The sequence below is a fragment of the Prauserella sp. PE36 genome (genome assembly GCF_003311655.1).
Lineage (GTDB): Bacteria > Actinomycetota > Actinomycetes > Mycobacteriales > Pseudonocardiaceae > Prauserella_A > Prauserella_A endophytica.
Window position 1 is genome coordinate 272,525 of the sequence record NZ_QEQT01000050.1, and the last position, 21,122, is coordinate 293,646.

Sequence of the window (21,122 nt, forward strand, 5' to 3'; positions counted from 1 at the left end):
TTTACCTCCACGGTGTACGGGCTCGAGGTTGCGAGCTAATGTAATCTTCACGACAGGAAGGGGTCAATGTCGTAATGAAAACGACAGGTAACGGCTCGCGGGACGCGCCGCTGCACGAGCGGGTGGCCGCGCTGGCCGACGGCATGTCCGCCAGCGAGCGCATGGTCGCCGAGTTCATGGCCGACCACCCCGAGATCGTCGTGTCGTGCTCGGCCATCGAGCTCGGCACCCGCACCGGCACCAGCGACGCGACGGTGGTACGCGCGGCGAAGGCACTTGGCTACAAGGGTTTCCGCGAGCTGAAGCGGAGCATGCTCGACGTGCTGACCCGCCAGCGCGATCTGGCTGCGACGATGGACGACCGGCTCGCCAGGGTGTCCACTGCGGACAACCAGGTCGCCCGCGTGCTGGACGACACCATCGCGCTGCTCGGCCAGCTGCGCAGGGGCCTCGACACCGATTCGTGGCAGCGGGCCGTGGACGCGCTCATCACCGCGCCCGGCGTGCTGACCTACGGCATCGGGCCCGCCGCGAGCCTCGCCGACTACCTGCGCCTTTCGCTCACGCGCATCGGAGTGCGCGCGCGGGGCGGGGGCGTCACCGGTTTCCGGCTCGCCGATGAGCTGCTGACGCTGGGCGAGGACGAGGTGGTGGTCGTGTTCGCGCCGATCCGGCAGTTCCGGGAGATCTCGGTGATCGTCGAACACGCGAACACGGTGGGCGCCAAGGTCGTCGTGGTCACCGAGAGCCTCGGCATGGCGCTGGCGCCGAAGGTGCACGCCGTGCTGTCCACCCCGCAGTCCACGACCACGGCCGCGAGCGAGGTGACCGCGGGACTCGTGCTGGCCCACGCGCTCACGCTGAGCGTCGCCGCCGCCACCCACGACACCGCGGTGGACGCGCTGCGCCTGGTCAACCGGCTCCGCGCCAGCGTCGTCGGCGCCGAACTGGATGTCTCTCCCCTGCCCACCGACTAGAAGGGAACCCCGTGCGCGTCATCGTCCTGGGACTGGGAGTCGTGGGAGCGGCCGTGGCCGCGAATCTGGCCCGGCGTGGTCACGCCGTCACCGTGCTCGACGCCGCCGAGGCGCCCGCGCGCGGCACGTCGTCCACCACGTTCGGCTGGGTCAACGGCAACAACAAGCAACCGCCGCACTACCAGCGGCTCAACGCCGACGCGCTGCGCGAGCACGTCCGGCTCGGCGGCGAGGACGCGGGCTGGCTCGTGCGGAACGGACACCTGGAGTACGCGACGGACGACGACCACCGGAGCCGGCTCACGGCGCGCGTCGAGCGGCTGCGCGAAGCGGGCTACCGCGCGGAGTTCCTCGGCCCGGAGGAAGCGGCGGAACTGGAGCCGGACCTGCGCGTCGCGCCGGACGCGCTCATCGGCTGGTTTCCCGAGGAGGCGCACTGCTTCCCCGAGCTGTTCGTCGCCGCGATGCTCGGCTCCGCGCCGGTCACCGTGGAGACCGGTCACAGGGTGACCGCGGTGACCGGCGACGGAGCCGTGCACCTGGCCGACGGCTCGAGGCGTACCGCCGACCAGGTGGTTACCTGCCTTGGCAGGCACACCGGCTCCCTGCATCCCGAGGTGCGCATGGTGGAGCCGGAGAAGGGGAACGCGGCGGTCGGGTTTCTGGCGCGCACGGCACCGGTTCCGGTACGGCTATCGCGCGTGGTCACCACCGCGTCGGTGAACCTGCGGCCCGCGGGCGGCGGGTCGCTGCTGGCGCAGACACTCGACCAGGACCTGGACGCCGATCCGGACGGCCCGATCCCGGAGCACGTGACCGAGACGATGCGGGAACGGATCGCCGGGCGCGTGGGCGTCCCGGTGCGGATCGACGCGATGCTGCTGGGGCAGCGTTCGCTGCCCGCCGACGGGCTGCCCGTGATCGGTCCGGTCGGCCCGCGCGGCTACGTCGTGGCGAGTCACAGCGCGGTCACGCTCGCGCCGTTGCTCGGCGAGCTGGTGGCGCGCGAGGTGACCGGCGAGGAGCAGGAACGCTTCGCGCCGTACCGCCCCGGCCGCTTCGCCGGGGAGCTCGCGACGGTACGTCCGGCGCGACTCCCCGGCGAACAGTGACCGGGCATCAGTAGCCCTGGTAGTCGCCGCCCTCGGCCATCGAGGCGAGGCCGGGGTGCTCGTCGAAGCTGCCGTAGCGGGCGAGGGTGTAGCGCACACCGGCGATGATGTTGGACACCGGGTCGTAGATGTCGTTGTAGCCCGGCAGCTTGTACGCGTCGAACGTCGGGTCGATCGTCTGCATCAGACCCTTCGACGGCGTGCCCTTCGCGGCGTTGCTGTCCCACAGGTTGATGGCCCGTGGGTCCGCGCTGGACTCCTTCTCGATCACCGTGCGGATCTCGTCGCTGTCCGATTTGGACACCGGGACACCCTTCTTCTGCATGATGTCGATGGCGTTCGCGATCCACCGCTCGACGGGATCCTTGGGCGGAGCGGGCGGAGCGGGCTTCTTGGCGGCCTTCGGCTGCTTCGCGGCCGCGGGCTTCTTCGGGTCCGCCTTGTCAGCCTTCCCAGCCTTGGCGGCCTTGTCAGCCGAGCCGTCCTTGCGCGCCTTCGCGGTGCCGTCGGCGCGCTCGGTGACCTGCTTCGGCTTGTCGGCGGAGTCCTTCTTACCGGTCTCCGCGGGCCGCTGCTGCTGGTGCGCCTCGGACTTCGCGGCCGCCGGTGCGGGGTCACCGGAGTCCGCGAGGACACCCGTTCCGGCCACGCCACCGATCGCGGCGGCGAGCAGGCCCATCGCGGCGTAACCGCGAACCGTGTTCCGGGCGGGGCCATCGAGGTTGTCGGAATTTCGGGTCGGGGCAATCTGCGCGACGTATTCCTTGGCACGCCGCGCCAGTGTGTTCCAAGCCACTGACGTGGTCTCCTTCGGGGTGGGGGATCGCCGCTCAGTCGGGGGCCTGAACGGCGGGGCCGCGCGCGACTGTCCGTTGAGGACAGTGGGGGTCTCGGCGCGACGCCTCCGCGAGATTACGAAACGGCAACGAGGAAATCACTAACGCGTGTCGCGAAACACAGATCAACAATGTTTTGTGAAGCAACCTCGACACGAGATGGCAATAGAAATGATTTGTGTCCAATTGCCCACGAAACGTGTTCGACTGCGCGTAATGCGCGGCTGTCCGCACGAGAGCCCGTGTCACCCCTGGACAACGATCCTCACAGCGCTAATATAACAGCGCTGTTGTAACTTGCGGGAAAGGATCCGATCCGTGGCCGACTCTCTGTACCCCGCCTTCGAGCCCTACGCCGAGGGCAAGCTAGACGTCGGTGACGGCAACCACATCCACTGGGAGACCTCTGGCAACCCCGAAGGCAAGCCTGCCGTGTTCGTCCACGGCGGGCCGGGCTCGGGAACGAACCCGCAGCGGCGCCGCTACTTCGACCCCGCCCGCTACCGGCTGATCTGCTTCGACCAGCGCGGCTGCGGCCGCAGCATCCCGCACGCGAGCGACCCGGCCACCGACCTGCGCCACAACACCACCGAGCACCTGCTCGGCGACCTGGAGCGACTGCGCGAGCATCTCGGCGTCGAACGCTGGCTGCTGTTCGGCGGCTCCTGGGGCTCGACGCTGCAGCTCGCCTACGCCCAGCGGCACCCCGAACGTGTCAGCGAGATCGTCATCGCGGGCGTCACCACCAGCAGTCGCCGTGAAATCGACTGGCTCTACCACGGCGCGGGCCGGTTCCTGCCCGCGGAGTGGGAGCGGTTCCGCGACGCCGCTGCCGAAGCCGGCCACGACGGCGACCTGCTCTCCGCCTACGCACGTCTGCTGGACGACCCCGACCCGGAGGTCAGGATCAGGGCCACCGACGCGTGGTGCGCCTGGGAGGACGCCCTGCTCGATACCGAGCCGAACGGCACACCTGGCGCGTTCCGCAGCCTGCCGTTGACCGACCGCCTCGCCATGGTGCGGCTCTGCGCGCACTACTTCTCCCACGGGGCGTGGCTTGACGAGGGCGCGCTGCTACGCGACGCGGCGCGACTGAGCGGCATCCCCGGCGTGCTGATCCACGGCAAGCTCGACCTGAGCTGCCCGCTCGACACCGCCTGGCTGCTCGCGCGCGCCTGGCCGGACGCGGAGCTCGTCGTCATCGACGACGCCGGGCACACCGGCAGCGCCGCCATGCGCACGCGGATCAGGCAGGCGCTCGACACGTTCGCGGCCCGCCCGTGACGAATCGTCACCGAACACGCGAACCCCGCGACGGCGCACGCCGAAGTGGCCCGGTGGGACGCCGTCAGTCGACGAGCCCGGCCTCGCGCGCCCGGCACACGGCCTGCACGCGGTTGGCCGCGCCCAGCTTGCGCATGGCGCTCTTGAGGTAGGCCTTCACGGTGTTGGTGAGCAGGCCGAGCTCCTCGCCGATCGCCCGGTTGGGCTCGCCGCGCGCGACGAGGGCGAGGACCTCGGTCTCCCTCGGCGTCAGCGACACCGTGCCGGCTCCGGGCCTCCCGGCGGCGCGGCCGTCCCCGGCGAGTGCGCCCACCCGCGAGGAGACGGCCCGCAGCCGTTCGCGGGCCTGCCCAGTGACGAGCCCGGCGATGGCGTCGAGCTCGGCCCGTACCTGGTCGAGCTCGACGCGCTCGCGTGCCACGGCGCCGAGCCGCCGGTGCACCTCCTGCTCCACCGCGATGTCCCGCTCCACCTGTCTGGCCACCGAGACCGCGGAGCGCAGCACCCGGTCGCCGAACACCACCGGCTCCCGGCTTGCCGCGTAGAGCATCGCCGCGGGTGCCGGGCCGACGCGGATCGGGATGGCCAGCGCGGTGTGCAGCCGCTCGGGCGCCACCGCCCGGTCGTAGGTGTGGGTGATCTCGTCGGCGTTGAAGTAGTCGCTCACCGCCGCGGGACGGACCAGCGCGAGTGCCTTGCCGCCGAGGCCGGAGCCGAGGTCCACTCGCAGCCGCAGCAACGACTCGGTGAGCGCGCCACTGAGCTGGCTGATCACGAAGCTGCGCTGATCACGGGCGACGATCCCGCCGAAGGCCACCGGCAGCGCCGTGGCCCGGTGCAGCTCCCGCACCCCTCGACTCACCACGGCCTGGACGGCCGATGGCATCGACATCGATGTCGTCACGAGCCCGACCGTACCCGCCTACCCGGCGCTCTCCCGCTCGCGGTCGCGCAGCTTGAAGCGCTGGATCTTGCCGCTCGGCGTCTTCGGCAGCTCGGTGACGAACCGGACGCCCCTCGGATAGGCGTGCGCGGCGTAGCGCTCCTTGACCAGCTTCTGCAACTCGGCCTCCAGCTCCGGCGTGCCCTCGGTGCCCTTGGCGAGCACGACGTAGGCCACGATCACCTCGCCGCGCAGCGCGTCGGGGGCGGCGACCACCGCGGCCTCGGCGACCCCGGGGTGGGTCACCAGCACGCTCTCCACGTCGAACGGCCCGATCCGGTAGCCGGCCATGATGATCACGTCGTCGTCGCGGGAGGAGAAGAAGAACCGGCCCTCGTCGTCGCGGTAGCCGCTGTCGCCGGTGAGGTACCAGCGGCCGTCGGCGGTGAACCGCTCCGCGGTCTTGTCCGGCGCGCCGGGGTAGCCGGTGAACCAGAACAGCGGGCTGGCCTTGGTGTCGAGGGCGACCCGGCCGACCGTCCCCGCCGGGGCGGGCGCGTCGCTGTCCATGTCGAGGACCTCGCAGGAGTAGCCGGGCAGCGGGCGGCCCATCGAGCCTGGCAGCACCTCCTCCTGCAGCTCGTCACGCCAGGCGTTGCCGATGACCATGCCGAGTTCGGTCTGCCCGTAGTGGTCGCGCACGGTGAGCCCGAGCACGCGCTCCGACCACTCGACGACCTCGGGGGTGAGCGGCTCCCCCGCCGACGACGCGCGGCGCAGCCGCAGTCCCGGGGGCGCATCCTCGGGGTCGTTGCGCAGGCTGCGGTAGATCGTGGGCGCGGCGGCGAAGTTGGTGACGCCGAAGCGGTCGAGCACCCGCCACGTCAGCGGCGCCGAGAAGCCGGCGTTCAGCCAGATGCTGCGCCTGCCCATCGCGAGCGGGGCCAGCACGGCGTAGTAGAGGCCGTAGGCCCAGCCGGGGTCGGCGGCGTCCCAGTAGACGTCGTCGGGGCGCACGTCGAGCCCGTCCACCAGGTAGCCCTCCAATGCGGCGAGCGCGCGCACCGGCAGGCGGACACCCTTGGGCGTGCCGGTGGTGCCGCTGGTGAACAGCTGGACCAGGGTGCCATCGCCACCGACGCGGGCCGGGGTGATGGAAGGGTGCTCCTCGCGCATCAGCTCCTCGAACGCCAGCCAGCCGGGGTTGGCCCCCGAGCCGCCGACCTCGATGACCTTCCAGTCGCCCTCGGGCAGGTCCGGCCCCGGGGCCAGCTTGTGGGCCTGACCGGCGTCGACCACCACGGCCTTCGCGTCGCCCGCCTGCAGGCGCAGGGCGATCGCGGGGGTGGCGAAGGCCGTGAACAGCGGAATGTGCACCGCGCCGAGCCGCCAGATGCCGAGCAGCACGGTGGCGAGGTCGGCCGACTTGCCCATCAGCACCGCCACGGCGTCACCCTGGCCGATCCCCTGAGCGGCCAGCGCGGCGGCGAACGTCTCCGAGCGGCGGCGCAGCTCGCCGAAGGTGAGGTCCTCGGCGGTCAGGTCGCCCGCGACGACGGTGAGCGCGACGTGCTCGGCCGGGTGCCGGTCGCAGAGCAGCTCCGCCGCGCTCGCGTCGGGCCGGTCGTACGGGGCGAGCAACTGCTCCGCCCGCTCGTCACTACGCAGGTCCATCGTTGGACACCTCTCCAGACAGTGGCACGGGTACCGCGCAGTATCGGCCCGTCGTTCGTGCCCTGCTACCTCCCAAGGAAGGTACGCCGCTCTCAGGCGGCCGCTGCCATAATCCGGGGCCTCACCAAGTCACGGGGGCTTCGATGAAAATCCAGGAGCTACAGGCACAGCGGCGTTTCCACGTGCACCAGCGGGTCACGATGATGATCAACCGCTACGAGGTGTTCGCGGACGACGGGCAGGGGGAACCGGGGCCACTCGTAGCCTTCGTCGAGCAGAAGCGGATGACCTTCAAGGAGCAGGTGACGCTCTACACCGACGAGTCGAAGGGGTCGGTGCTGGCCGCCTTCAAGGCGCGCAAGGTGATCGACCTCGCCAGCGCCTACGACGTGACCACCCCGGACGGCGCGTCGATCGGCTACTTCGGGAAGAAGTTCGGCAGGTCGCTGCTGCGCTCCACCTGGCAGCTCGACCAGCCCGGCACGGAATCGGTGACGATCAGCGAGCGCAGCATGGCGCTGGCCCTGTTCCGCCGCGTCTGGGACGTCATCCCGTGGGCAGGCGACCTCCCGTTCCCGTGGATGTACCACTTCGACTTCCTTCGGGGCACCACGCACGTGGGCACAGTGGAGAAGAAGACGCGCTTTCGCGACCACTACCGCGTCACCATCGACGATCCGGCGCTCGACCGCCGGCTGGTGCTCGCCCAGGCCGTCGCACTGGACACACTGCAGTCGCGCTGACAAGTCAGAGGTGAGGCGTCTCCCATTCTGTCATGTGTCTACCCATGTAGACACATGATGGTTAGACTCCGCGGTGTCCGCATGACCATCGCCGCTCGCCGCCGGAGGCCAAGAAGGTGCCGCAGAACCCGTCGCCCAGGGAGTCCACCGAGTCGCATCGCATCGCCGACGTGCGCATCACGCCGGTCGCCTTCCGTGACCCGCCGCTGCTCAACACCGTCGGCGTGCACGAGCCGTACGCGCTGCGCGCCATCGTCGAGATCGTCACCGACTCGGGGTTCTCCGGCCTCGGCGAGACCTACGGCGACGCGGGCCACCTGGCGCGGCTGCGTGCCGCCGCCGCGCAGCTGACCGGCGTGGACGTGTGGCACGGCAACGAGATCGAACGCCGGATCCACGCCGCTCTCGCGGCCGACACCAGCAAGGCCGGCCACGGGATGAGCGGCATGGTCACCGGCAGCAGCACGGTGCACCGGGTCTTCTCCCCGTTCGAGGTCGCGTGCCTCGACATCCGGGGCAAGGCGCTCGGCCGTCCGGTCAGCGACCTCCTCGGCGGCGCCGTGCGCGACCGCGTCGACTACAGCGCGTACCTCTTCTACAAATGGGCGGGCCACCCTGGCGCCGAACCAGACGACTGGGGTCCCGCGCTCGACCCCGCGCAGCTCGTCGCACAGGCGCGGCGGATCGTCGACGACTACGGCTTCTCGGCCGTCAAACTCAAGGGCGGCGTGTTCCCGCCCGAGGAGGAGGTCGCGGCGATCCTCGCGCTGCGCGAGGAGTTCCCCGACCATCCACTGCGGATCGACCCGAACGGCGCGTGGAGCGTCGAGACGTCCATCCGGGTCGGCAAGGAGCTCGACGGCGTCATCGAGTACCTGGAGGACCCGACCTCCGGCATCGACGGCATGGCGGCGGTCGCCCGCGAGGTCGCGATGCCGCTGGCCACGAACATGTGGGTGGTGGCCTTCGACCACCTGAAGCCGGCGGTGAAGGCCGACGCCGTCCAGGTGGTGCTCTCCGACCACCACTTCTGGGGCGGGCTCGACCGTTCCCGCACGCTCGGGAACATCTGCGACACGTTCGGCCTCGGCCTGTCGATGCACTCCAACTCGCACCTCGGCATCAGCCTCGCCGCCATGACCCACCTGGCGGCGGCCACACCGAACCTGACCTACGCGTGCGACACCCACTGGCCGTGGAAGGACGCCGACGACGACGTGATCGTGCCCGGCGCGCTGACGTTCGAGGGGGGCGCCGTGGCAGTGCCGACGGGTCCGGGACTCGGGGTGGAGCTCGACCGTGACGCGCTCGCCCGCCTGCACGAGCAGTACCTCGCGTGCGGCATCACCGAGCGCGACGACACCGGGTACATGCGCCGGTTCGAGCCGGACTTCGACCCCACCGCGCCGCGCTGGTGAACCGATGCGGATCCTGCTGACCGACCCCATCCTCACCCGCTTCACCGCCGAGTTGACCCGCGACGGCACCGACGGCCACGACTGGGAGCTCCTCGCCGGCAGGCCGGACGGCGAGATCGAGGACCGGGTGCGCGAGGCCGACGTGCTCGTCGCCTCCCGCATGACCACGGCCATGGCCGAGGCGGGCAGGCGGCTGCGGCTGGTGCACGTCACCGGCGCGGGCTACGACCGCATCCCGCTCGACGCGCTCGCCCCCGGTGTCACGGTGTGCAACACCTTCCACCACGGGCGCTCGATCGCCGAGCACGTGGTGCTGGCCTCGCTGGCGCTCTCGCGGCGGGTGCTGCGCGCGGATCGCCTGCTGCGCCGCGGCACGTGGGAGTCGGTGGCCGTGGACGCCGACGTCGAGCTGGGCCGCACGCTCGCCGGGCGGACCGTGGGCGTGGTCGGCCTCGGCGAGATCGGCGCGCAGGTGGTGCGTGCCATGACGGCACTGGGCATGCGGGCACGGGCGACGCGGCGCAACCCGGCCGCGCCGCTGCCGCCCGGTCTGCGCCTGGACCGGGTCGACGGCGATGACGGGCTCGCCGACCTGCTGGCCGCATCGGACATCGTGGTGCTCACCGTGCCCCTGTCCCCGGCCACGCGGGGCCTCATCGGCGCCGAGCAGCTGCGGCTGATGCGGCCGGACGCGCTGCTCGTCAACGTGGCGCGCGGGCCGATCGTCGACGAGGACGCGCTGTACGAGGCGCTCGCGGAGCGCCGGATCGGCGGCGCGGCGCTTGACGTCTGGTGGAGCCATCCGAAGGACGGCGGCGGAGCGCGCGGCTACACGCGGCCGTTCCACGAGCTCGACACGGTGCTCATGACACCGCACCACTCGGGCCACACGCGGGAGACGTTCACCGGCAGGGCGGCCGAGATCGCCGCGAACATCGCCCGGCTGTCCGCGGGGGAACCCCTGACGAACGTGGTCCGAGCCCCGAAGTGACCCGCCGGACCGCAGTGAAGGCCACCCTCACTGCGTTGAACGCAGGCAGGGTGGCCTTCACTGCAAGTGGTCACGTCGTGTCGGGATGCACTTCGACGTCGTAGATGAGCCGGGCGGGCTCGCCGTTGGTGATGCCCACGAACACGGGTTCCGCCGCCGGGGTCCTGCCGCGGCGCCACACCTCCTCGCGGGCGGCGTCCCGGGACTCCCGGTGCACCTGGCCCGCCTGGTACAGCCGCAGTATCCGGCGAGCCGTCTGCTTGTCCGAGTCCAGCTCGATGCGCAGCAAAGGCATGATGCGCGGCAGAGTACCGATCCGCCCAGTGCGCCGGCGACCGATTTTCCGACCGCGGCGAAGGCATCCCCCACGGCGCCCCCGTCTCCCACCACCCTTACGGAGGCACCGAGGAGGCGCCGCTGTGCCTGTTCAACGCAGGCATGGTGGCCTTCACTGCGGTCGCCCCTCTCCCACCACCCAAACGGAGGCACCGACGCCACCGCGCCCGCCGCACGCAGGCATGGTGGCCCTCACTGCGCCCAACGCAGGCATGGTGGCCTTCACTGCGGTCGCCACCGGCTAGGTCAGTTGCTGCACGGTCAGCGTCGCCGCGCCCGCGATCGCCAGCGCCATGGCCACGGCACGCGTGCGCCGCGCGTCGAGGCGGCGTCCCAGCGGGCGCGCCAGCGCCACGCCGATCGCCGCGGCCGGTGCGAGCAGCAGCGCGTAGGTGAGGCTCTCCCCCGTCACCGAACCGGTGACGGCCAGGGCCGCCAGGCTCATCAGCGAACCGGCGAGGAAGAAGCCGCTCATCGTGCTACGCAGGCGCGCGCCCGCGTAGCGTTGCCACACCATCGACATCGGCGGCCCGCCGATGGCCGTCGCCGTGCCCATCACGCCGGAGACCAGCCCCGCCAGCACCACCGCGCGCCGCGTGGGCCTCGGCCGGTAACCCCAGAGCGACACCACGACCCCGACCACGACCATGCCGGCCACACACAGCGCCAGCACCCGCGTCGGCAGCGCCGCGACCAGCAGGGCGCCCGCGACGACTCCCGGCACCCGGCCGGCGAGTGCCCAGCCCGTGCCACGCAGGTCGATGTGCGCGCGGTCGAGCAGCAGCACCACGGCGGTCACGCCGGTGGCGAGCACGACGATCACCGCGGGCACCAGCTCAGGCGCGATCAGCGCGATCACCGGTGCGGCCAGGAGCCCCAGTCCGAAGCCGATCGCCACCTGCAGCAGCGCTCCGAGCACCACCACGGCGCACAACACGGCGAAGCCGCCGGCGTTCACGCGCCGATCGGGCTCAGGCTCAGCGGGTAGTGACAGCGTCCCTCGTGCCGATCCGGCGCCTCCTCCCCTCGCCCGTAGGGGTCCGGAGACTCGGTGGCGCACCGGTCGGCCGCCTGCCAGCAGCGGGTGCGGAACCGGCATCCCGACGGCGGGTCGAGCGGCGACGGCAGCTCGCCGCTCAGCAGGATGCGGTCGCCGCCGCCAGCGGTGCCGTCGGGCTCCAGCGCGGGTGCGGCCGACATCAGCGCCGCGGTGTAGGGGTGCAGCGGGCGGTCGAAGACATCCTCGGTCGGGCCGTGTTCGATGATCTTGCCGAGGTACATCACCGACACGCGATCGGCGACGTGCCGCACCACGGACAGGTCGTGGGAGATGAACACATAGGACACTCCGAGCCGCTGCTGGAGATCGGCGAGCAGGTTGAGCACCTGCGCCTGGACCGAGAGGTCGAGCGCCGACACCGGCTCGTCGCACACGATGAGGTCGGGTTCGAGCGCCAGCGCCCTCGCGATGCCGATGCGCTGCCGCTGTCCCCCGGAGAACTCGTTGGGATAGCGGTGGGCGTCGCCCGCGCGCAGCCCGACGAGGTCGAGCAGCTCGCGGACGCGCGCCTCGCGCTTCCTCGGGTCCGGCACCAGGTCGCGGTGGGTGCGCCACGGCTCGCCGATGAGGTCGGCGGCGGTCATGCGCGCGTTGAGGGATGCGAACGGGTCCTGGAACACCATCTGCACGCGCCGGCGCCACGCGAGCAGTTCCTTGCCCTTCAACGCGAACGGGTCCACGCCGTCGTAGCGCACGGTGCCCTCGTCGGGTCGCTCCAGCATGAGCAGCACGCGCGCGAGCGTGGACTTGCCGCAGCCGGACTCGCCGACGAGGCCGAGGGTCTCGCCGCGGCCGAGCCGCAGGTCGACGCCGTCGAGCGCGGTGAGCCGGTTGCGGCCGGCCTTGTTCCTGGCCACGCGGAACGACTTGCGCAGTCCGGTGACCTCCAACAGCGGGGTCGGCTCAGACACTGGTCAGCTCCTCGGAGAAGTGGCACGCCGCCGCGCGCGCCGGACCGGTGGCGGTGAGGCGGGGACGCTCGTCGGCGCACCGTTCGCGCGCGAGCGGGCAGCGCGCCTGGAACACGCAGCCCGGCGGCACGGCGCTCAGCTCGGGCGGGCTGCCGCCGACGGCGGGCAGCGGCTTGCCCTTCTCGGCCCGCTCGGGCACGGAGTCGAGCAGGCCCTTGGTGTAGGGGTGCCGGGGATTCGCGAACACCTCGCGCACGGGGCCGGTCTCGACCACGTTGCCCGCGTACATGATCACGACGTCGTCGGCGTGCTCGGCGACGACGGCGAGGTCGTGGGTGATCAGCACAACCGCCATGTCGCGCTCGGCGCGCAGGTCCCGCAGCAGCCGCATGATCTGTGCCTGCACGGTGACGTCCAGCGCGGTGGTGGGCTCGTCGGCGAGCAGGACGTCGGGCGCGAGCGCCACGGCCATCGCGATCAGCAGGCGCTGGCGCATGCCGCCCGAGAACTGGTGCGGGTACGACCTCGCGCGGGCCCTCGGCTCCGGGATGCCGACGATCCGCATCAGCTCGATCGCCTTCTCCCTGGCCTCGCGCCGGGACAGCCCGTGGTGGATACGGAAGGGCTCCCCCAGCTGCCTGCCCACCGGCTGCACGGGGTTGAGCGCGGCGAGCGCGTCCTGGAACACGATCGACAGCACCGGGCCGGCCAGCTTCCTGCGGGCGCGCCGGCTCAGCGTGAGCACGTCCGTGCCGCCGGCCTTCACCGAGCCGCCGACGACCTCGGCGACCGGCTCGAGCAGCCCGACGATCGAGAGCGCGGTCATCGACTTGCCGCACCCTGACTCGCCGAGCAACGCCAGCGTCCGGCCTTTGTGGACGCTGAAGCTGACGTCGTGGACGGCACGTACCGTGCCGGAGGCGGTGTGCACGTCGACGCTGAGGTGCTCGACCGCGAGCGCGGGCTCTCCGGTGCGGGCGTCCGGCTCTGCGGTCGCGGTGCTGGGCAGCGGGTTCATGCGGTGACCTCCGTGGTGACACGGCGCTTGCCGCGCTTGCTCGTGGGCAGGGTCAGCCGCCAGCGCTGCGCCGGGTCGGTGGCGAGCCGGACCCACGCGGCGAGGATGGTGGCCGAGACGGTGGTGAGCACGATCGCGACCCCGGGCAGCACGGCGATCCACCACGCTGTCTGCAGGAACTGCCTGCCCTGCGCCACCATCAGGCCCCAGCTGACGTCCGGCGGCTGGATGCCGATGCCGAGGAAGCTCAGCGACGACTCGCTCAGCATCACGAAGCAGAAGTCGAGGGTGGCCACCGTGAGCAGCGTGGGCATCGCGATCGGCAGTATGTGCCGGTAGATCGTCGGCCAGCTCGCTGTGCCGAACGTCCGTGCCGCGTCGACGAACAGGCGGCTCTTCAGCTCGGCGGCCTCGGCGCGTGCGGTGCGCAGGTAGATCGGGATGCGGGCCAGTGCCAGGATGAACACGATGTTGGCGACGCTCGGCGTGAACACGTAGAGCACCACCACGGCCAGCAGCAGCGAGGGGAAGCTCAGGATCACGTCGGCGACGCGCATGGCTATGTTCTCGCGCCTGCCGCCGTGGTAGCCGGCCCACATGCCGATCGCGGAGCCGACCACCAGCGAGAACAGCACCGCGGGGATCGCCACCGACAGCGTCGTGCCCGCCGCCTCGACGAGCCGGGCCAGCACGCTGCGGCCGAGGATGTCGGTGCCGAGCAGGCCGGTGATGCCGTGGTCGAACGAGGGCGGCCGCAACGACGCGTCGAGGTCCTGCCGGGTGGCGGCGTCGCCGAGCAGCAGGGGCCCGGCGAGCGCGGTCAGCAGCACCAGCCCGAGCACCACGGCGGCGACGGCGGCCATCTTGTCCTTGCCGAGCAGCAGCCACCAGCGCGGCGGGCGCTTCGGTGCCGCGACCGTGCCGTCCGGCCGCTCCAGCGTGGCAGTCATCTCCAGTGCCTCCCTTGGCTCACGCCGGAACCGCCTGCCGGACCCTGGCGTCCAGCAGCGCGTAGCAGACGTCGATGAGGATGTTCAGCAGGAAGATCGTCACGGCGGTCAGCAGCACGGCCGCCTGGAGCACCGCGAAGTCCCGCTGCAGGATCGAGTCGATCATGAGCTTGCCGATGCCGGGCCAGCCGAAGATCGTCTCGACCACGACAGCGCCGTTGACGAGCCCGATCGTCAGGTCACCCGCGACCGTCAGCACGGGCATCGTGGCGTTGCGCAGCGCGTGGCCGAACACCACGCGTTTCTCGCTCGCGCCCTTGCCGCGCGCCACCTTGACGTAGGGCGCCGAGAGCGCGGCGACCATCGAGCCGCGCACCACCTGCACGAGCACGCCGAACGGCCGGATCAGCAGCGTCGCGATGGGCAGCACCCACACCTCGGGCCCGCCCGTGACACCGGACGTCGGAAGAATGCCGAGGCTCACGCCGAACACGAGCACACCCATGATCGCGAACCAGAAGTCCGGGATGCTCGCGGCGGTCATCGACAGGAAGCTGGAGGTGCGGTCGGCGAGCGAGTTCGGCCGGTACGCGGCGAGGCTGCCGATGAGCACGGCGCCGACGATCGCGATGAGCATGGTGACGGCGGCGAGCTGCAGCGTCGCAGGGAAGGCCTCGAGCACCATCTCGGCCGCGGGCTGCCCGGTGCGCAGCGACTCGCCGAAGTCGAGCTGGACGACCTGGCCGAGGTAGTCCCAGAGCTGTACCAGGATGGGCTGGTCGAAGCCATGCTCGGCCGAGAAGGCCGCGCGCTGCTCCGCAGTCGCGCTCAGCGGCAGGTAGAGGTCCACCGGGTTGCCGGTGAGGCGGGCCAGGATGAACACGCCCAGCACCACGACGACCAGCGGGATGGCACTGGAGACGATGCGCTTGCGCAGGAAGGTCGTCACGTCAGCGTCCCTGTCCCTTCGCGGGCCGCACGGCGGCGAGGCGCAGCTCGTCGCCGGTGGCCGGGTTCGGCTCGTACTCGACGGAGTCGCCGATGCCCAGCAGCCCGCGCATGTGCGCGAGGTAGGCGTACTGCGCGACCGTCTCGTTCTGGTCGGCGAGCACGGCCGCGAAGGCGTCCTGGCGGGCCTGCCCGGACAGCCTCTCCGCGTCGTCGATCCGCGCGTCCAGTTCGGGTGTGCCGAATGTCGACTGTGGACCGTCGCTGACGAGGTACTGGCTCGTGGTGAAGGCGGCGTCCCCGGCCTGGTTGCCGTGCATGATCAGCAGCGCGACCGGGCCGACGTTCTCCGGGAACGGGCGCAGCTGGTACTGCAGGTGCGCGGCGGTGTCGGTCATCAGGATCCGCACGTTGAGCCCGAGCTGGGCGAGCTGGTACTGCAGCGCCTCCGCGGTCTCTGCGACCCGGGGGAACTGGTCGTTGCGGGCGACGAGCGTGATCTCCCGGTCCAGCGGGACGCCGTCGGCCCTGGCCTGCTCGATGAGCGCGCGGGCGGCTTCGTGGTCGGGTGCCTGTGCCTGTAGCGCAGGGTTGTAGCCGACGACGCCGTCGGGCACGAGCTGCGCGGCGGGTTCACCGAGGCCGTCGAAGAGCGTCCTGGCGATGGCCTGCCGGTCGATCACGAGGCCGATCGCCTTGCGCACGCGGATGTCGTCGAGCGGCGCCTGGGTGCCGTCGAGCCGTAGCGCGGTGGTCTCGTTGTTGGGATAGGCGATCGAGTTCTCCTCGGTCGCGTCCTCGGGGTCGAGCCCGGTGGAGAGGTCGGCCTCACCCTTGGCGATCATGGCGGCACGCACGCTCGACTCCGAGCGCCACACGTAGCGCACGACGGGGAAGGCCGGCTGCTCGCCCCAGTAGTTCTCGTTGCGGTGCAACGTGATCGACACACCGGTCTGCCAGCCGGCGATCGCGTAGGGCCCGGTGCCGACCGGCTCGCGCACCTTGGCCTCCGTGCTCGTGCCCCTCGGCACGATTTCCACGAAGCTCAGGCGCAGCGGCAGGATCGGGTCGGGCTCGACGGTGGTGACGGTGAGCGAGGTGGGGCTCGTCGCCTCCACGCCCAGCTCCTCGTCCTCGAAGACGTAGCCGTCCACATTGCACGCGAGATCGGAGTTCACCGCGCGGTCGATGGAGAACGCGGCGTCCTCGGCGGTGAACGGCGCTCCGCTGTGGAAGCGGACGCCGGAGCGGATGTCGAACGTCCACGTGGTGGGGCTGGTCTGCCGCCAGCCCGTGGCCAGCAACGGGTCGAGCTCGCCCGTCGTGGGGTCGCGCTCGATGAGCGGCTCGCTGATGTTCGACCGGACGACCACGCCGGTCGAGGTGAGAGACGACTCGCACGGCTCGAGGGTCGGGGGCTCCTGGGCGAGCACGATGCGCAGCGTGCTGCCGTCCGCGGCTCCGGCGTCGCCGGCGCCGTCACTGTTCGCGACGGCACACGCGCTCGCCGGGAGCAGTGCGGCGGCGAGCAGCGCGGTCAGCGCTCTCGTCCGCCGCCGGGTGGGTACGGAAGACAGCATCGTCTCTCCGAAAGGGTGTGGGTGGGATGGGCACGTCGGGCACCGGAGCCGCATTCACTACGAGACGCTGTCTATAAATGCGACTCCGGTCTTCATGTGTAGACAGGACCGTAAGGCTGAGCCCTCGAGCCGTCAAGGGGCGGGCGGCAGCGTGAGCCGCAGCAGCGCGTCCAGCGCGGGGTTGTCGTGCTCGGTCCGCCAGACGCAGTGGGTCTCCACGATGTCCGGGCACAGGCCGTCGACCTCGGTGAACGTCAGGTTGGGCAGGTGCAGCGCGGACGCCGAGCGCGGCACGAGACCGACCCCGAGACCCGCGTCGACCAGCGCCAGCAGGCTGTGCACCTGGCCGACCTGCTGCACGTAGCGCGGTTGCGCGCCAACGCCGTGGAACGTGCTGATCACCAGCTCGTGCAGGTAGCGGGCGGCCACGGGAGCGTAGGTGACGATGTCGTGCGCGGCGATCTCGGCCAGCTGCGGCGGCCTGCCGAGCCCGGCCAGCGCGTGCCCGCGAGGGCAGGCGAGCACGAGGCTCTCCGCGTGCACCCGCCGCGCGCTGAGCAGCTCCGACGCCGGAACGCCGCGCGCGAGGCCGACGTGGATCTCCCCCGCAAGCAGGGCGTCGATCTGCTCGCGCGTGACCAGCTCGGTCAGCGTCAGCTCCACCTCGGGCAGCTCCTCGCCGATCACGCGGATCCACGTGCCGAGAACGGTGAGCGCGGAGATCGCGGTGAAACCCACCCGGAGCCTGCCCGCCGTGCCGAGCGCGGCGTTGCGGGCCGCGGCGGGTGCGGCGTCGGCCAGGCTCAGCATCCGCCGTGCCTCCGGCAGGAACGCCTCCCCCGCCGGCGTCAGCAGCACCGCCCTCGGCGTGCGGACCAGCAGCTCGACCTCGAGCGAACGTTCGAGCTTCTGCACCTGCCTGCTCAGTGGCGGCTGCGTGATGCGCAGCCGGGCCGCCGCCCGGCCGAAATGCGCTTCCTCGGCGACGGCGACGAATCCGCGCAGCTGCTCCAGTGTGAACCGGGCGGGACTTGTCATGCCCGGAAGGTATCAACCGATGCGATCTTGGCGTTAGACCGGTATCGCCGCAGGTTCTAGGCTTCGAGCAACCCCTTCGCGACACTGGAGCCGCCATGACGCCGTTCAGCCCCGACGACCTGAGGACCACGCTCGGGGCGGGACTGTTGTCCTTCCCCGTCACCCACGCGCGGCAGGACCTCACCTTCGACGAGGACGGCTACCGCGAGCACCTCGCCTGGCAGGCGTCGCTCGGCTCGTCCGGGGTCTTCGCGGCGGGCGGGACGGGCGAGTTCTTCTCCCTCACGCCCGCCGAGGTCGCCACCGTCGTCCGGGCGGCCGTCGCCGCGACCGCCGGGGCCAAGCCCGTGGTCGCCCCCGCCGGCTACGGCACCGCGCAGGCCGTCGAGATGGCGCGCGATGCCGAGGCCGCCGGAGCGTCCGGCGTGTTCCTGCTCCCGCCGTACCTCACCGAGCTGTCCCAGGAGGGCCTCGTCGCCCACGTCCGCGCGGTGTGCGCGGCGACGGGGCTCGGCGTGATCGTCTACCACCGCGCCAACGCGAACTTCGGCTTCGACGCCGTGCGTGAGCTCACCGACACCTGCCCGAACCTCATCGGCTTCAAGGACGGCGTCGGCGACGTCGATCTGATGACCCGGATCCACGCCGGGCTGGGCGAGCGGCTGCTGTCGATCGGCGGGCTGCCGACGGCGGAGACCTACGCGCTGCCGTACCTGGAGATGGGCGTGACGACGTACTCGTCGGCCATCTTCAACTTCCTGCCCGAGTTCGCGCTCGGCTTCTACGCCGCCGTGCGCGAGCGGGACACGGCGGCCGTCTACCGTAAGCTCTCCGAGTTCGTCCTGCCCTACCTGGACATCCGCAACCGCAAGGCCGGCTACGCCGTGTCGATCGTGAAGGCCGGGCTGAAGGCGGTGGGCAGGGAAGCCGGGCCCGTCCGGCCCCCGCTGACCGACCTCACCGAGGCCGAGCTCGGCGAGCTGACCGCACTCGTCGACAAGGTGAACCACGCATGAGCACCGTCCCCGTCATCACCGGCCACCGCGTCGTCCCCGTCGCGGGCCGCGACAGCATGCTGCTCAACCTCAGCGGCGCGCACGGCCCGTTCTTCACCCGCAACCTGCTGGTCCTCACCGACTCCGAGGGCCGCACCGGCGTCGGCGAGGTGCCGGGCGGGCCCGCGATCACCAGGACACTGGAGGAGGCCAAGGACCTCGTCCAGGGTGCGCGTGTCGGCGACCACCACGCGGTGCTCGCCGCCGTCCGGGATCGCTTCGCGAGCCGCGACGCCGGTGGGCGCGGGCCACAGACGTTCGACCTGCGGGTGACCGTCCACGTGTGCACGGCCATCGAGTCGGCGCTGCTCGACCTGCTCGGCCAGTTTCTGGACCAGCCCGTGGCTGCGCTGCTGGGCGACGGCAAGCAGCGCGACCGCGTTCCCGCGCTCGGCTACCTCTTCTTCGTCGGCGATCGCGAGCGCACCGACCTGGACTACCGCCACGGAGACGACAGCGGTGACGAGTGGTTCCGGCTGCGCGACGAGAAGGCGCTCGACGCGGACGCGGTGATCGCGCTCGCCGAGGCCGCCAAGGCGCGCTACGGGTTCACCGACTTCAAGCTCAAGGGCGGCGTGCTGCCGGGCGACGAGGAGGTGGAGGTGATCACCGCGCTCGCCGAGCATTTCCCCGGCGCCGACGTGACCCTCGACCCCAACGGCGGCTGGCTGCTCTCCGACGCCATCGCGCGCGGCAGGCGGCTGCGCGACGTCCTCGCCTACGCCGAGGACCCGTGCGGCGCGGAGGACGGCTACTCCGGGCGCGAGGTGCTCGCCGAGTTCCGCCGGGCCACGGGCCTGCGCACCGCCACGAACATGGTGGCCACCGACTGGCGGCAGCTGGGCCACGCGGTGCGCGAGCACGCCGTCGACATCCCCCTCGCCGACCCGCATTTCTGGACGATGAGCGGTTCGGTGCGCGTGGCGCAGCTGTGCGAGGCGTGGGGCCTGACCTGGGGTTCGCACTCCAACAACCACTTCGACGTGTCGCTGGCGATGTTCACCCACGTCGCCGCGGCGGCGCCGGGCGAGATCACCGCGATCGACACGCACTGGATCTGGCAGGACGGCCAGCGGCTCACCCGCGACCCGTACCCGCTCACCGACGGCCACCTGACCGTGCCCGACCGCCCCGGCCTCGGCGTGGAGCTGGACCCGGAGCAGGTTGATGCCGCCCACGAGCTGTACCTGCGCGAGGGTCTCGGCGCTCGCGACGACGCGGCGGCGATGCGGTATCTCGTTCCCGGGTGGACCTTCGATCCGAAGCGGCCCGCACTCGACCGCGCCTGAACGAAAGAGTAGGGAGAACCGATGACCCGGTCCGCCCGGCAGGGCGTGGTCCTGCAGGTCTGCCCGCTGCTGGAGTCGCTGGAGGAGGCGCTTGCCTCGCACCACGAGACCGTGCGCCTCGCCGAGCACACCGACCCGGCCGGCTACCTCGCCGAGCACGGGCACGAGGTGGTGGCCGCCGTGACGAGCGCACGGGTCGGCGTCAGTGACGAGCTGATGGACGCCCTGCCCGAGCTCCGCGCGATCGTCCACTTCGGAGTGGGTTACGAGACCACGGACGTCGCCAGGGCCCGCGCGCGGGGCATCGACGTCAGCAACACGCCGGACGTGCTCACCGACTGCGTCGCCGATCTCGCGGTGGGCGCCCTCATCGACGTGCTGCGCAGGCTCGCCGCCGCCGACCGCTACGTGCGGCGGGGCGAGTGGACCCCCGGCGGCTACCCGCTCGCCACGAAGGTGAGCGGCAAACGGGTCGGGATCCTCGGGCTCGGCCGCATCGGCCGCGCCATCGCGCGCAGGCTGGAGGGTTTCGACACGGAGCTGAGCTACCACTCGCGCAACCCGGTGGAGGGCGTGCCGTACCGCTACGCGTCGTCGCCGGTGGAACTGGCGGATGGGGCCGACGTGCTCGTGATCGCCACGTCGGGCGGCGCGGCCACGCGCGGGCTCGTCTCGGCCGACGTGCTCCGCGCGCTCGGCCCCGACGGCTACCTGGTCAACATCGCGCGCGGCAGCGTGGTCGACGAGCCCGCGCTCGTGGCGGCGCTGACCCAGGGCCGGATCGCCGGCGCGGCACTCGACGTGTTCGCCGACGAGCCGAACGTCCCCGCGCCGCTGCTGGAGCTGGACAACGTGCTGCTGCTGCCGCACATCGCCAGCGCCACCCGCGAGACGCGCGAGGCCATGGGCGCGCTGGCCTTCCGCAATCTCCACGCGTTCATGACCGAGGGCACGCTCGTGACCCCGGTCCCGCGGGCCGCCGGATCCTGATTCACTCCGCCCGCGTGTCGATCTGGGCT

At 71.6% G+C, this 21,122-nt stretch carries 20 protein-coding genes; 9 read left to right on the plus strand and 11 right to left on the minus strand.

Annotated features, from left to right (window positions below):
• Window positions 1-74: 74 nt before the first annotated feature.
• The gene (locus tag DI005_RS12305; protein ID WP_112269276.1) at window positions 75-977 is read left to right on the plus strand and encodes a MurR/RpiR family transcriptional regulator; all 903 of its coding nucleotides are present in this window, start codon (window positions 75-77) and stop codon (window positions 975-977) included.
• A gap of 11 nt (window positions 978-988) precedes the next feature.
• Window positions 989-2,089, plus strand: a complete 1,101-nt coding sequence (locus tag DI005_RS12310) for an FAD-binding oxidoreductase (RefSeq protein ID WP_113642194.1) — start codon at window positions 989-991, stop codon at window positions 2,087-2,089.
• A gap of 7 nt (window positions 2,090-2,096) precedes the next feature.
• Here DI005_RS12310 and DI005_RS12315 read toward each other — a convergent pair whose 3' ends face one another.
• Window positions 2,097-2,885, minus strand: coding sequence for a transglycosylase SLT domain-containing protein (locus tag DI005_RS12315; RefSeq protein ID WP_228713733.1), 789 nt, complete (start codon window positions 2,883-2,885; stop codon window positions 2,097-2,099).
• Window positions 2,886-3,243: 358 nt separating this feature from the next.
• Here DI005_RS12315 and pip point away from each other — a divergent pair, with 358 nt between their 5' ends.
• Window positions 3,244-4,209, plus strand: a complete 966-nt coding sequence (gene pip, locus DI005_RS12320; RefSeq protein ID WP_113642195.1) for a prolyl aminopeptidase — start codon at window positions 3,244-3,246, stop codon at window positions 4,207-4,209.
• Between the two features lie 64 nt (window positions 4,210-4,273).
• On the opposite strand, the gene DI005_RS12325 is transcribed toward pip, so the two are convergent.
• Together DI005_RS12325 and DI005_RS12330 are read right to left on the minus strand one after the other, a co-directional pair.
• Window positions 4,274-5,113, minus strand: a complete 840-nt coding sequence (locus tag DI005_RS12325; protein ID WP_233520105.1) for a LuxR C-terminal-related transcriptional regulator — start codon at window positions 5,111-5,113, stop codon at window positions 4,274-4,276.
• An 18-nt stretch (window positions 5,114-5,131) separates the two neighbouring features.
• Window positions 5,132-6,766 (minus strand): AMP-binding protein, encoded by a 1,635-nt coding sequence (locus DI005_RS12330; protein WP_113642197.1) that lies wholly within the window; start codon window positions 6,764-6,766, stop codon window positions 5,132-5,134.
• 143 nt (window positions 6,767-6,909) lie between these two features.
• Between DI005_RS12330 and DI005_RS12335 the strand changes: the two genes are divergently transcribed.
• From DI005_RS12335 to DI005_RS12345, 3 genes are all read left to right on the plus strand, one after another.
• Window positions 6,910-7,509, plus strand: a complete 600-nt coding sequence (locus DI005_RS12335) for a hypothetical protein (RefSeq protein ID WP_113642198.1) — start codon at window positions 6,910-6,912, stop codon at window positions 7,507-7,509.
• A 116-nt stretch (window positions 7,510-7,625) separates the two neighbouring features.
• Entirely contained in the window at window positions 7,626-8,927 is a 1,302-nt protein-coding gene (locus DI005_RS12340) for a glucarate dehydratase family protein (RefSeq protein WP_113642199.1), read from the plus strand.
• A 4-nt stretch (window positions 8,928-8,931) separates the two neighbouring features.
• On the plus strand, window positions 8,932-9,918 hold the full coding sequence (locus DI005_RS12345) for a 2-hydroxyacid dehydrogenase (protein ID WP_113642200.1): 987 nt from the start codon (window positions 8,932-8,934) through the stop codon (window positions 9,916-9,918).
• A gap of 70 nt (window positions 9,919-9,988) precedes the next feature.
• Here the strand turns inward: DI005_RS12345 and DI005_RS12350 are convergent, their stop codons facing one another.
• From DI005_RS12350 to DI005_RS12385, 8 genes are all read right to left on the minus strand, one after another.
• The gene (locus DI005_RS12350; protein WP_112269260.1) at window positions 9,989-10,213 is read right to left on the minus strand and encodes a hypothetical protein; all 225 of its coding nucleotides are present in this window, start codon (window positions 10,211-10,213) and stop codon (window positions 9,989-9,991) included.
• Between the two features lie 282 nt (window positions 10,214-10,495).
• A complete protein-coding gene (locus tag DI005_RS12355) occupies window positions 10,496-11,212 on the minus strand; it encodes a sulfite exporter TauE/SafE family protein (protein ID WP_113642201.1) in 717 nt (238 codons plus the stop codon).
• A complete protein-coding gene (locus DI005_RS12360; protein ID WP_112269256.1) occupies window positions 11,209-12,225 on the minus strand; it encodes an ABC transporter ATP-binding protein in 1,017 nt (338 codons plus the stop codon). The genes DI005_RS12355 and DI005_RS12360 overlap by 4 nt, the downstream gene beginning before the upstream one ends.
• Window positions 12,218-13,243 (minus strand): ABC transporter ATP-binding protein, encoded by a 1,026-nt coding sequence (locus DI005_RS12365; protein WP_113642202.1) that lies wholly within the window; start codon window positions 13,241-13,243, stop codon window positions 12,218-12,220. Before DI005_RS12365 ends, DI005_RS12360 begins: the two co-directional genes overlap by 8 nt.
• Window positions 13,240-14,193, minus strand: a complete 954-nt coding sequence (locus tag DI005_RS12370) for an ABC transporter permease (protein ID WP_113642203.1) — start codon at window positions 14,191-14,193, stop codon at window positions 13,240-13,242. The genes DI005_RS12365 and DI005_RS12370 overlap by 4 nt, the downstream gene beginning before the upstream one ends.
• Window positions 14,194-14,212: 19 nt before the next feature.
• Entirely contained in the window at window positions 14,213-15,142 is a 930-nt protein-coding gene (locus DI005_RS12375) for an ABC transporter permease (RefSeq protein ID WP_113642204.1), read from the minus strand.
• A 1-nt stretch (window position 15,143) separates the two neighbouring features.
• Window positions 15,144-16,721, minus strand: coding sequence for an ABC transporter substrate-binding protein (locus DI005_RS12380; RefSeq protein ID WP_113642205.1), 1,578 nt, complete (start codon window positions 16,719-16,721; stop codon window positions 15,144-15,146).
• A gap of 132 nt (window positions 16,722-16,853) precedes the next feature.
• The gene (locus tag DI005_RS12385; RefSeq protein WP_113642206.1) at window positions 16,854-17,759 is read right to left on the minus strand and encodes a LysR substrate-binding domain-containing protein; all 906 of its coding nucleotides are present in this window, start codon (window positions 17,757-17,759) and stop codon (window positions 16,854-16,856) included.
• A gap of 95 nt (window positions 17,760-17,854) precedes the next feature.
• Between DI005_RS12385 and kdgD the strand changes: the two genes are divergently transcribed.
• From kdgD to DI005_RS12400, 3 genes are read left to right on the plus strand one after another with little or no spacing between them, the layout of a single operon-like run.
• Entirely contained in the window at window positions 17,855-18,775 is a 921-nt protein-coding gene (gene kdgD / locus DI005_RS12390; RefSeq protein ID WP_112269243.1) for a 5-dehydro-4-deoxyglucarate dehydratase, read from the plus strand.
• Complete coding sequence (locus DI005_RS12395; protein WP_113642207.1) at window positions 18,772-20,103, plus strand: enolase C-terminal domain-like protein; 1,332 nt, start codon at window positions 18,772-18,774, stop codon at window positions 20,101-20,103. Before kdgD ends, DI005_RS12395 begins: the two co-directional genes overlap by 4 nt.
• Before the next feature lie 21 nt (window positions 20,104-20,124).
• Complete coding sequence (locus DI005_RS12400; protein WP_113642208.1) at window positions 20,125-21,093, plus strand: 2-hydroxyacid dehydrogenase; 969 nt, start codon at window positions 20,125-20,127, stop codon at window positions 21,091-21,093.
• Window positions 21,094-21,122 lie beyond the last annotated feature (29 nt).

Coding starts and splice junctions, on each gene's coding strand:
- DI005_RS12305 (WP_112269276.1), top strand. CDS start 75: ATGAAAACGACAGGTAACGGCTCGCGGGACGCGCCGCTGCACGAGCGG.
- DI005_RS12330 (WP_113642197.1), bottom strand. CDS start 6,766: ATGGACCTGCGTAGTGACGAGCGGGCGGAGCAGTTGCTCGCCCCGTAC.
- DI005_RS12335 (WP_113642198.1), top strand. CDS start 6,910: ATGAAAATCCAGGAGCTACAGGCACAGCGGCGTTTCCACGTGCACCAG.
- DI005_RS12345 (WP_113642200.1), top strand. CDS start 8,932: ATGCGGATCCTGCTGACCGACCCCATCCTCACCCGCTTCACCGCCGAG.
- DI005_RS12350 (WP_112269260.1), bottom strand. CDS start 10,213: ATGCCTTTGCTGCGCATCGAGCTGGACTCGGACAAGCAGACGGCTCGC.
- DI005_RS12365 (WP_113642202.1), bottom strand. CDS start 13,243: ATGAACCCGCTGCCCAGCACCGCGACCGCAGAGCCGGACGCCCGCACC.
- DI005_RS12370 (WP_113642203.1), bottom strand. CDS start 14,193: ATGACTGCCACGCTGGAGCGGCCGGACGGCACGGTCGCGGCACCGAAG.
- DI005_RS12380 (WP_113642205.1), bottom strand. CDS start 16,721: ATGCTGTCTTCCGTACCCACCCGGCGGCGGACGAGAGCGCTGACCGCG.
- DI005_RS12385 (WP_113642206.1), bottom strand. CDS start 17,759: ATGACAAGTCCCGCCCGGTTCACACTGGAGCAGCTGCGCGGATTCGTC.
- kdgD (WP_112269243.1), top strand. CDS start 17,855: ATGACGCCGTTCAGCCCCGACGACCTGAGGACCACGCTCGGGGCGGGA.
- DI005_RS12395 (WP_113642207.1), top strand. CDS start 18,772: ATGAGCACCGTCCCCGTCATCACCGGCCACCGCGTCGTCCCCGTCGCG.
- DI005_RS12400 (WP_113642208.1), top strand. CDS start 20,125: ATGACCCGGTCCGCCCGGCAGGGCGTGGTCCTGCAGGTCTGCCCGCTG.